This window comes from Bartonella sp. AD328YNZD, assembly GCF_042196425.1.
This window is the reverse complement of sequence record NZ_JBHIQG010000060.1, coordinates 1-10413: the sequence shown is the minus strand read 5'-3', so window position 1 is coordinate 10413 and position 10413 is coordinate 1. Positions and strand designations below refer to the sequence as shown.

The following is a 10413-nucleotide window of genomic DNA, read 5'->3' as shown; positions in this document are numbered from 1 at the left end:
TAGTCTTCATATTTGCTCGTAGGCAATCCTTTTGTAGTTTTATTGAGTATGTTGTAAATGTTTGATGCGGTGACTTTCCCTAGACTTGCTTGAAAATCATTCTGCTATTCGTTGCTCCATCTCACACCGCCGTTTGTTGCTCTTGTGATGGGGGCAATTGTAGAGCTTTTTCTTTTTGAATATTTTTTCTTCTTTCCAAATGCCCAAAACCAATTCTGCTTTTTCACAAGACATATCTGTTAGTTTTTCTGCTTCTGCGAAATAGAGAAGACTACTTTCATTTGTCCCTGTTTCTTTAATTAATTCTTCGATTTGCTTTATCTGTTTAGAGGAAACTTTTTGATTATTTATATCGCCTTCTTTGGTTTGCGGTTGACCATCTGTATCGTCTTCTTTACTTGCTACATTAAGAAGTATGCCTAACAGGTATCTCTGTGCGTAGGTAAGTGTGGAACCAACTGATTGTATGCTATTTTTAGAGCCTGTACTGTCAATTGGAAATGTTCCTTCTGTTTAGATTTTATTTCCTGAAGGGTGAGGCAGAATTATTTCTATGGTAACGTTTTTTTCTGTTTAATATAGTTGTATTTTGCAAGCCCGTCCTTTAAAGCATCAATGTACTGATCAAGCATAGCGTATTTGCTGTTTGTATGGGTGATTGTAGAGTTTTTTCAATATTTTGATATTTTGTTTGCATAGCCGAAAGGTCACGGACAAAGTTTTGGCGCTCTTGTCGTTCTATTTCTTTTTCTCTTAAATCAAGAAGACGCTTTAAGCGGTCAATACTAACGTCACTTTCTAATGCTTTATTAAAAATACATTCCATAGCAGTTTATTCGACGGCTAAATGATGTGTTTCTTCAATTTCTATTAGGTTAGTGTTTTGTTCACTCATTTTGATTTTCTCCATTACGCGCAATTCACGTGTGGCGTGAATCACGCATGTTTTAAAAGGCTGGTTTGGCTGTTAGAAAGAGCTTATACGCTCTGTCTTTTTCTAGGGATATGTTCGGGGCTTTTCTATTACAACTAATATGTGTGTTGCTTGAAATACATCTGTTACCACATACAACAGCATCACCACCAATATGAGCTTTTTCACAAATATTGCATTGCCGTGAATTTCGGCTATTCCGTAGACTTGCGTATTATCGAAAATATGTGCATTGGATTCAACACAAGCGTTTCCAAAGTCTCTCAGTGCACGCATGCGACGAACTAGGCGACGATAAAGAATGTCTATTTCATCAGTAAATTCGTATTTCTTTTCTATGATTGTTGCTCTTAATGCATGCTTTGTCTTTATAAGCTCTTGAAACAGCACATCAATGCCTTCTGCTGCTGGTACAACTTTTTCTATTCCATTTGCGGTTTGAAGTGGATGGTCGGACAATCCATAAGTTGCTTTTGGATTTTGTCTTGATACGGTAGCAAATTTCCACCTGCTGCTCGTCTGTAAAACCATCCTTTTTGCTGTAAGAAGAGAATGAATTGTTTTGGTTGTATCTCGAGTATTTTAGCGGCTTCTGTAAGACCGAGGAGTCCATTATGACGCTCTAGCTTTCAAGAGCCATTGCCTTTGGTTTAAGGGTACTCACTTCACTTTTTAAGGTCTCTAATTGTGTGCTGCTTTCTAAAAGCAGTTTTTTCACAAAGAGAGGGTCCTCTAAAGCGTTTGCAAGGTCTAAAAGTTTCTTTGCACGCCGTTCACATTCAATAAAATATTGACGGGCTTGTTTACCTTTTTCATTACGCTCTACCATGGCAAGCTCTTTTGCCATGTCTAATGTGAGTGATAGTCTATGGCTGTAACAGCTCTAGATTTTGCGCTCCCCAATTTTGTGGACCGCAAATCTTGTGTTTTTATAAAATCACTTTCCTCTTCAAATTCATATTGATGAATACGATTCTTAATTCAAGTAGAAAAATCTTTCCCTATTTCCAAAAATTCATGTAAATCACGTGCGTTAACCGTTGGAACGGTTTCGTGTTTGATTGTATTGTGCTGGATAGCAATAGGCTTTTCCATTACGAACCTCATGTTGATGGGATTGATGAATGAAAGGGGGCGCGCTTTTAAATGCGCCCTTCAGAATTTAAAGCACATCACAAGGATGCAAACGGTGTTGTTGTTCGTAAGAATCATACTTCGTAAGAATCATACATTGCATCGTCATATTCATGCTGTTTTATATCGTCTAAAAAAACGTATGCTGTGATGTGTAAAATAACGTCATGAGGTATGTTTCCGTTAAAACACTGTTCTTCACGTTCTCTAAGATAAAATTCTGCGATATCTTCAGAGATATCTTCGCAGCTATTTTAAGAAGGATTGATGCGAAAGATTTGGATTTCATCATTTGCCTCGTCAATAATTTTTAGAACTTGGCTTTCATCCAGTGATCCTGAACGACCAATGTTTTGATCATCATCGTAGACAACTAATAAAATTTCATTGGAATTTATAAGAATTGGATTTTCCATAATTTTTCCTCCCTAACATCCCTTGGCGATTGTTTGTGCGTGGTTTATAGACACCAATGTAGCGACTTTGAAAACATAATCAACAAGAAATGTAGCGATTTTAAAAAGTATAAACTAAAGGCTTGCTTGAAGAGAAGTATAAAAATATTAATTCATATTCTGGCTGGCTTAATCCAGTCGATAGGTGCACACCATTCTAATTCTACATCTACGATATCGGCATATTTTCCATTTATACTGGATAAAACCCATTTCCCTTTTTCTTTTCCGAGACGTAATACTTTGATGTAAACTTTCCCACATTTAGTTTTTATGATAGCGCGGTTGTTAATAAGATCCTCTGGTGGCAAATGATAGGAATAAAAAAGAAGACTTCCTTCTTCAATGGCTGGAAACATAGAATCACCTACCACGCGAACAGCAACAGTTCCTTTAGGAGCAGATGGTGGGACTTCTACTTCTTCTAGACAACCAGAATCTATTGCTATTATTTCTCCTCCGGCTCCTACAGATCCGATCAAAGGAACTAAGTGATTAGTGGGAATAAAAGCACCGGTAAGCTTTGATATTTCTAATAATTCTCGAGCAGAAATATCTCTTGTTCCTTTTAGCATTTTATTGACGGCAGCACGATCTATTGAGCGACCTAAAGAAGCGGTTAGCTGTCTTGAAAGCTCTGATTGGCTTAATCTAGCTTCAGATAAGGCATTTTGTAACCATTGCGAGATACTTATTGTCATATATTTATTGTAGGTACGTTGTATACAATCGTCATTTTCTAATTTAGCAACATGTAGTTTTATTATAAATTTTCCTTCTTGATATTGTTTTTATAATCGCTACACAATGTGCTATAAAACAATTTTCGGAAATAATAAATCTGTAGGTGGGGTTCGTAGAACACGCGTGTATGCCTGGCTCCGTCCTATATCAAAAGGTAGAACTGGTGGGAGAATTCCAACAAAACATATCACAATTCTTTTGAATGAAGCCAAAAGAATTGGAGCATCGATTAAGGCAGAAAACTTTTTCTCGTTTTTTTATAGGACGCAATCATGTGATTCTAAATTATCTTCACAATCTGCTTTTATTGCTGCTTCTACAGATAGTAATGAACATCAACAGTATCATTCACACTCTTAAACAAGCATTAAATAAAGAGATCAAATTAATAGATTACGCGTCACCATGCGCACGCATAAATACGTAGTGCCTTAAGGGGGATTATGATCACTAACGCACAAACTATTTTATGTCTTGATCTAGGGACCAAGACAGGCTGGGCGATACGTGGTGCAGATGGTCACATAACAAGCGATACAGAAAATTTTCAATCACGCCGTTTTGAAGGCGGTGGTATGCGTTATTTATGCTTTAAACGGTGGCTTACTGAACTAAAGAGGTCCGTTGATGAAATTGACGCGGTGTATTTTGAAGAGGTGCGCCGGCATGTGGGTACAAACGCTTCTCATATTTACGGAGGCTTTCTAGCAACATTAACGGCGTGGTGTGAACATCATCAGATACCGTATGAAGGCATTCCCGTTGGTACCATTAAGAAAGCAATGACAGGCAAAGGAAATGCCTCAAAAGCAGAAATGATTAAGGCAATGCGTGCAAAAGGTCACGCGCCTTGTGACGACAACGAAGCAGATGCTTTGGCAATTTTATATTTAATGAAAGAAGGGGGTATACATGTCCAATAAATTACCGTGGACGGAGGTTATTTGCAGATAAATGGATTCTTGATCCTGCTTGTTTATCTCCCTTTGAGTGCAAAGTTTACATAAAGTTACGCTTGCAAATGCTTTATACTAGAAAACCACTTTTAAATAATATGAAGATCCAGGATGATTACACTGGCTGTGCAGTAAAAATGTTTATGAAAGCGTTAGAAGTTTTAATAAGCACAGGTCATATCGAACGTTTAGACGATGGGTGTTTATGGAGTTTAAAAGTTGAAGAAGAACTCAATAACTCTAATGAGAGTTTAGAGAAGGTATCGAAGACGTCACGGTCAAAGACGTTATCAGAGAAAGCAAAGAAAGCAGCGTAGGCAAGATGGGATAAACATACAAATGATGCTTGTGGTATGCTTAATGATGCCCATATATAACATAAACAATAACAGTTATAATAAAAAACTAATACTATCGTATTAGCAAAAAAGAAATTTGTTCTGAAAATTTACAAACAAACGAACAGGTTCATGAGTCAATAGAGATTCATGCTTGCGGAAGCCAACCAGAGCAAATCACAACGGATGTAGAAAACCAACCTCCCATTCACAAGCAAAAGAACGTTCCCCAAAAAGCGAAGCGGACTAAATCAAAAGATGATTTTCGCTTACCTGAGAATTTTGAACCTAATTTGCAATACGCAATCGATAAAGGCTTACCCCATGATGAGGCGCTGTTAGAGTTCAAACGGTTCACAAATTACTGGATAGCAAATCCAAATAAAAATGCAAACAAACGGGACTGGCAAAGGACTTGGTACAATTGGGTCACAAGCTCTATCGGAATGCTAGCAAAGAAAAAAGCAAGATTAGAACAGGAAAAACGGTTAGGTGGTCATTATGGAAAATTCACTCAGAAAACTTTCACAGAACAGCTTGAAGAGGGCTTCAACGAACTCAGAGATCATCTCTCATCTGGAGAAGATTATGGAAATGATCAGTCCGGGGCATCGATTGACGCTGAAAGCTGGGAATACATTGACGAAACAAGAGGAGGCACAAACCTTAGATGCTTGAATCGTCTACAAGCGTTGCTTTCTGTGAAAGCTTCAGTTAAGCAAATTGAGCAAACTTCTTTCCTACTCTCAAGCATGAAAGTCTCTGCGAATACAGACACCAAAGCCGTCGTTTTATCCTATGGCATGATGCTGGACCGCATTTCGTCATATGCTATGAAAAAGGATGTCGAAAATATCGTAACGGGTCAAGCAATTGGGATATCAAAAACATTTATGCCAACTTGTGGAGAACTTTTAACTTATTGCCAGACAGTAGAAAACACCCTTCTTTCAAAAGCCGAAAGTGTACGCAAGGCTGTTTTGAACTCCCGTGAAAAAAGGCTGAAAGAAAAGGCAATGAGAGAGAATTCAAGACCACTCACGTTGATTGAAAAGCAAAAGCTTGAAGGAATTTAAATGGTCTTGGGGGGAACAGTGAAAAACATTGCAGGTTAGTAAACTAGTGAAAAGCGCTGATCATTTTGGGATTAGATATGTGTTTAAACCGACAAAAAAGCACCGTATAAAGAGATTTGAAGTTTTTTTACTACAATTAAAAACACAAAACGCTCTGTACGGTCAAATTTTAGGTAAATAGACCAATTGGTAAAATTATGGACTCAAAACATGAGAATATTAAAAGAACCTGTCCTTTAAAAAGCGTAAACAGCCAATGCAAAAAGAGTTTGTTGCAACAACTGTTGATTATGTTCCTTGGGGGGACGGAGCGGCAGAGTATTTTTACAACCTCTACAAATATGAAGACGGTACAAGAGAATGTGAAAAGTTTGATGGCGGCCAGTATTATACCACACCAGAATGCGGATTTTAGTACCAAAGCGCAAATGAAAGCATGGGTTTACGGTGGTGCTATTCCGAAAAGCGTTCTGAATTACGAACCTCTTATAGATGAGATCAATAAATAGATCAAAAAATTATCGAAAGCCGCAGGAAATAAATATTTTTACAGATAAGCAGTTAAGAGCCTTGTTTGGCATTATAACTTTTATATTTTTATGTTTTTTAGGAATTAAAAAAAATCTTGACTTTATTCAGAGTATTTTGACATTCGCGTCTGTTTCTTTGGTAATAGTCACAACGATTTTTGCAATTTTATGCAATTCTAATATTCCTTCTGAATTGCAGAGTAACCCCAAATATAAAGATGATGATACAACGGGTTGGGTGAAACTAACACGTGATTTACAACAGTATTTGCACAGACTCTTAAAACTAATAAGTTTAGCGCTTGTCGTTTTAATTTTCCCCAATAGTTATAAAGAAACGGCCTCTATCTTGAGAAAAGATAGCAAATATTTGTCGTAAGAATTTTACAATGAACTCTTCTGCCCCACTTAACCATAAAATTTCTAACACGTTTGTTAGAATTTTTAAGTCTCTTTCACAACAAGATCTGACAAAGTGCAATGAACTCATGGAGAAAGTAGAAAAAAAACGGTGCTTGCAGAATAGAATACCTTGATCTCCTTATTTTATACACCGTAAACATAATTTTATATATTAAAAAACAATAATATCATTTTGAAATAATTGAATAAATATGCAAATTATGCTAAGATTTTGTATGTATAAATTGCTAATCTAATGGGGCTACAAATATGCTAAATAAAGTGACTTTAATCGGGCGCCTTGGTGCTAATCCCGAAAGCAAAACAATGAATTCTGGGGCAAAAATAGTCAATTTTAGTATAGCGACTTCTGAGAGCTATACAGATAAAAAAACCAATCAAAAAGTAGAGAAAACAGAATGGCATTCAGTTGTGATTTTTAATCCACATTTAGCAAAAATTGCACTTCAATATCTAAACAAAGGTTTAAAGGTTTACGTAGAAGGCAAATTACAGACACGCAAATGGAAAGATAAAAATGGGCATGACCGTTACACAACAGAGATTATTTTACCACAATTCAAAGGCGAGTTGTATTTGCTTGATGCAAAGAAAGATCAAACAGCATCCCCTACCCCTTCACCCATTACTTCTCAAAATTATGCTATCGCTTCAGGTGCTGCTGATCATGGCGCATCTCTTAATGATGCTATCCCATTCTGATTGATAACATATGACAAAGAGAAAAAAACGTACAAAACGCGGACGACCTCGGATTAAAGGATGCATCTCACGAGCAAAAAGACCGCATGAACCCATGGATAAATTGGCAATTGAAATGCGTGCCAAACGCTTTGGCTTGACCATAGAAGAGGCTAAAAATCCGCTTTCCGGTACCTATATTGGGCGGCTTTATTTGCAAGGCGAAATCAATCAAGACCAATATGATGTTGCGCAAAAATATCTTGAAGTGAAAAACAATTACCTATGTGCAAAAGGATTACCTAATGCAATTTATGATAACTTTACTCCTTCATCAAATGAGGAGGCACAAAAACGGTGGATTGAAAGAGCAACTCATTGTTATGAAGAGACGAAAGAGGTTATCAAAGAAATACAACATCTCTATAGACAGTATAATCTTTATGCTGCATTACAATATCTTGTTATAGAAGATCAATCGTTAACACATCTTGTTAGCTCTTTGCTCTTGTTCATAAAGATGAAGACTCTGCTTTTGGTGTTCAGTTTCCTGATTTTGAGGAACTTTTTTCTGCTGCTGATGAGGAAGAAAATTTAATAGCAAATGCAACAGAAGCACTCCAACTTTATTGTGAAGATATAGATAGAGTGCCTATTCCTTCAAAATTTGAAGAAGTCATACAACGGGAATCTGTCAAAACAGCTTTGTCAGAAGGAGCTTCTTTAATACAAGTTCCTTTTATTGAAAATGATTCAGAAGTCATACGCGCAAATATATCAATTGAACGAGGGCTTTTACGTGCAATTGATAATTGTGCACAAAAGAGAGGTTTAACAAGATCTGCTTTTTTGGCAACAGCAGCCCGTCACGAGCTTAATATTTAGCTCATCAATCTGGAAAAATTTCTCACTCTCGATTTTTTTGCAAAAGCGTGTAATTGCATATGATCCGCAAACTATTAATGAAAATCAAAAGGCGGCAGGCAAACAAAATGCTATAGTTAAGAGGGATATAACTATCATTGATACTATATACATGGCATCTAATATTTCTGGACCTGTCATTGCTTTTCCCTCCTATAATAATTTCACAATAATTTATAAAATCTAAAATATAGATTTTTTTGTTGGCATGGTGTAAAAAATCGTATTTAATGATAGCACGGTACTAGTTGTATTGCGTCTGAAATTCAAAAATATCCCCAAAAATTCAGTAAAATGTGAACTTGAAGCATGGCTAGAAAGCCCTGTTTTCTAGATAATTCTGACTAATCAATTTTTCACAGAATAAAAATCAATATTGGACTAATGATGTCATTAATTCATTGCCTCAAAAGGAGCGAAGATGAAAGCAATCATCACGAAGCCAATGTGTGTTGTTGGCGATAATAAAAGCACCGTTCGTTTTGAACCATCAACACCCAATAATCCATTTGTTGAGGTATCCAATCAAGTCTACGCTCGTCTCAAGCGTGCAAATGCTGCTAAACCCTTTGTTGATGTTAAAACAAAAATAAAGCCCGACAAGGGAGTTGAACAAATTAAGCAAATAGAAAAAGAACCCAACCAAATATCATCTGAAACAGTAACAGAGGAAACCTCTCTCGAAAAGCCTAAAGCATCTAAAGTTTCCAAGTCATCAACACCTACTCTTAAAAAGGCTTAGACGTTGAAGTTAATCATCCACCAAAAATGGTATCTTCAACAGGCAAAAGATACCTTCACAAGCCTTCAAGCCCCTCGCCTTAATTGGGCTCTGCGTAATACTCTAAACACCTCAGCAAAACAAGTTGAACGCTTTACTGAAAAGCAAGTTACCGACATCTCATCAGCCCAAATAAAGCGTATAAGAAGAGGTGTTTATATTAAAGAAAAGGCGACAGCAAGGTTTTTTGAGACAGATATCATTGGTTCTAGAACACCAATACCTCTTAAATTTTTTGAAGCAAACGAAACAAAACGCGGTGTGGCTTACAAAATGTTTGAGAAACAAGAAATCTTACCCCATGGTTTTATCAAGGGAGGCAGTTTTCCAAAGCATGTTGATTTGAAAATGGGAAGGAATGTGTTTCAAAGAGATGACGGAGATCAATTCCCCATTGCAAAACAAGAAGGACCATCAATTGCTAAAGTTATGTCAAAGCCAGAAATTGCAAGTGCTATTGCATAATATGCCAATGAAAGATTAACCAAAAATATACAGAGACAACTTAAACGTTAAGAATACGCTGCTAATAAAAAAGGCTAGATCATGTTCTCACGCTTTATCTATATGTTCCATATCCTTATGGGCTTAGGCATTACCTATTCTTATTGCAATATTAAAAACAGATTATCACTTATGCTTTGTTTTTTCCATAAAAAAATCAATAAAATCAATGAAAAAGGTACTTCCCAGCGGGTTGGCTTCGTTGCGGGGCAGGCCAGCGCGAACTATCGCTAGCGACAGAATTTTTAAATTGACTGTACATTGTACACATAACACATTGATAAATAACAATTTAATGTGTTAAGTATTTCCTTATCGTATTAAATCTTGTTTTTCAGTTGGTACCGTAAATCTCTCTTTATCCTAATACGCCGTAACCGCCTCCTTCTTAGGACAGAAAAGAAGGAAAGGAGCAACTATGAATAAGAAAACGCGTAAAGGTTTATCGCTTCGTGCGTTTGCAAAAAAGATGCGTGTTTCTCCTAATGCAGTGGTTTCTCGTCTTAAGACAGGGAAATTTGATGTGGCTCTTTTTGAAGATGGTTCTGTCAATGAAGCCCTTGCCACAAGCATCTGGAATGAGAATCCAACAAAACGCCCTGCTCCATTTTTAGCACCGGATGGCCAACCGCGAACAAAGATCAAACAAGTCTCTACAGAGGGTGCCAATGAATACAAGATTAAACTGGAGCGAATGCAAGTTGCGCTTGAAAGCGAAAAGATTGCCCTTGAACGCTTACGCGAAACAACCGTTGACCGTGAAGAAGTCAAGAGAGCAGCGCGTGAGTTTGGAAGAGCACACCGTGACGCTATGTTGAATTTTCCTCATCGATTTGGTGCAAGCATTGCTGCACAAGTTGGATGTGATGCTGCAAGCCTAATCGGTGCCATTGATTATTACATGCGAAAGGCTTTGCTTGAAGCTGTTCATAT

Annotated in this window: 9 protein-coding genes and 8 pseudogenes; 11 read left to right on the top strand and 6 right to left on the bottom strand. The window is 37.1% G+C overall.

Annotated features, from left to right (window positions below; translation table 11 throughout):
* From ACFIO3_RS04640 to ACFIO3_RS04615, 6 genes and pseudogenes are all read right to left on the bottom strand, one after another.
* Positions 1-120, bottom strand: a pseudogene (locus tag ACFIO3_RS04640) (exonuclease); the annotation flags it as partial.
* Positions 121-363: 243 nt separating this feature from the next.
* Positions 364-468, bottom strand: a pseudogene (locus ACFIO3_RS04635) (ERF family protein); the annotation flags it as partial.
* A 136-nt stretch (positions 469-604) separates the two neighbouring features.
* On the bottom strand, positions 605-826 hold the full coding sequence (locus ACFIO3_RS04630) for a hypothetical protein (RefSeq protein ID WP_375695948.1): 222 nt from the start codon (positions 824-826) through the stop codon (positions 605-607).
* Between the two features lie 458 nt (positions 827-1284).
* Positions 1285-1915 (bottom strand): annotated as a pseudogene (locus ACFIO3_RS04625) (phage antirepressor KilAC domain-containing protein).
* A gap of 181 nt (positions 1916-2096) precedes the next feature.
* A pseudogene (locus tag ACFIO3_RS04620) lies at positions 2097-2484 on the bottom strand (hypothetical protein).
* Positions 2485-2636: 152 nt separating this feature from the next.
* The gene (locus ACFIO3_RS04615) at positions 2637-3224 is read right to left on the bottom strand and encodes a helix-turn-helix transcriptional regulator (RefSeq protein ID WP_375615447.1); all 588 of its coding nucleotides are present in this window, start codon (positions 3222-3224) and stop codon (positions 2637-2639) included.
* 486 nt (positions 3225-3710) lie between these two features.
* On the opposite strand from ACFIO3_RS04615, the gene ACFIO3_RS04610 reads away from it, so the two are divergent.
* The 11 genes and pseudogenes from ACFIO3_RS04610 to ACFIO3_RS04560 form a co-directional block, all read left to right on the top strand.
* The gene (locus ACFIO3_RS04610) at positions 3711-4190 is read left to right on the top strand and encodes a crossover junction endodeoxyribonuclease RuvC (protein ID WP_375695947.1); all 480 of its coding nucleotides are present in this window, start codon (positions 3711-3713) and stop codon (positions 4188-4190) included.
* Positions 4191-4366: 176 nt separating this feature from the next.
* On the top strand, positions 4367-4540 hold the full coding sequence (locus ACFIO3_RS04605) for a hypothetical protein (protein WP_375615445.1): 174 nt from the start codon (positions 4367-4369) through the stop codon (positions 4538-4540).
* A gap of 314 nt (positions 4541-4854) precedes the next feature.
* On the top strand, positions 4855-5637 hold the full coding sequence (locus tag ACFIO3_RS04600; protein WP_375615444.1) for a hypothetical protein: 783 nt from the start codon (positions 4855-4857) through the stop codon (positions 5635-5637).
* Positions 5638-5893: 256 nt separating this feature from the next.
* Positions 5894-6146: pseudogene (locus ACFIO3_RS04595) on the top strand (hypothetical protein).
* A gap of 34 nt (positions 6147-6180) precedes the next feature.
* Positions 6181-6516, top strand: a pseudogene (locus tag ACFIO3_RS04590) (hypothetical protein); the annotation flags it as partial.
* A 323-nt stretch (positions 6517-6839) separates the two neighbouring features.
* Positions 6840-7292: a single-stranded DNA-binding protein gene (gene ssb / locus ACFIO3_RS04585; protein WP_375615443.1), complete on the top strand. Its 453-nt coding sequence runs from the start codon at positions 6840-6842 to the stop codon at positions 7290-7292.
* Between the two features lie 10 nt (positions 7293-7302).
* A complete protein-coding gene (locus ACFIO3_RS04580; RefSeq protein WP_375615442.1) occupies positions 7303-7869 on the top strand; it encodes a hypothetical protein in 567 nt (188 codons plus the stop codon).
* Positions 7773-8156: pseudogene (locus ACFIO3_RS04575) on the top strand (type II toxin-antitoxin system HicB family antitoxin); the annotation flags it as partial. The gene ACFIO3_RS04580 and the pseudogene ACFIO3_RS04575, both read left to right, overlap by 97 nt.
* Positions 8157-8616: 460 nt before the next feature.
* Positions 8617-8937: a hypothetical protein gene (locus tag ACFIO3_RS04570; protein ID WP_375615441.1), complete on the top strand. Its 321-nt coding sequence runs from the start codon at positions 8617-8619 to the stop codon at positions 8935-8937.
* Between the two features lie 3 nt (positions 8938-8940).
* A pseudogene (locus tag ACFIO3_RS04565) lies at positions 8941-9492 on the top strand (hypothetical protein).
* A gap of 406 nt (positions 9493-9898) precedes the next feature.
* A partial coding sequence (locus ACFIO3_RS04560) for a hypothetical protein (protein ID WP_375704141.1) occupies positions 9899-10413 on the top strand: 515 nt, incomplete at its 3' end.